Source organism: Vibrio sp. 10N.222.52.C12 (genome assembly GCF_041474215.1).
In the GTDB taxonomy this organism is placed as follows: domain Bacteria; phylum Pseudomonadota; class Gammaproteobacteria; order Enterobacterales; family Vibrionaceae; genus Vibrio; species Vibrio crassostreae_C.
The window spans coordinates 1-208 of the sequence record NZ_JBFRTR010000246.1 but is presented as its reverse complement, the minus strand read 5'-3'; the positions used below and the strand labels follow the sequence as shown (position 1 = coordinate 208).

Genomic DNA, 208 nt, shown 5'->3' with positions numbered 1-208 from the left:
CTTAAAGATGGTGGAGCTATGCGGGATCGAACCGCAGACCTCCTGCGTGCAAGGCAGGCGCTCTCCCAGCTGAGCTATAGCCCCATCTAGGTCGATATTGGTGGGTCTGAGTGGACTTGAACCACCGACCTCCCGCTTATCAGGCGAGCGCTCTAACCAGCTGAGCTACAGACCCAATATCGTCTCTTAACTTTTCTAAACCTAATCA

The 208-nt window shown here is 53.4% G+C and carries 2 tRNA genes; both read right to left on the bottom strand.

Going from position 1 to position 208, the window contains the following annotated elements:
- Positions 1 to 8: 8 nt before the first annotated feature.
- Positions 9 to 84 (bottom strand) — tRNA-Ala (locus tag AB4623_RS24135).
- A 14-nt stretch (positions 85 to 98) separates the two neighbouring features.
- Positions 99 to 175 (bottom strand) — tRNA-Ile (locus AB4623_RS24130).
- Positions 176 to 208 lie beyond the last annotated feature (33 nt).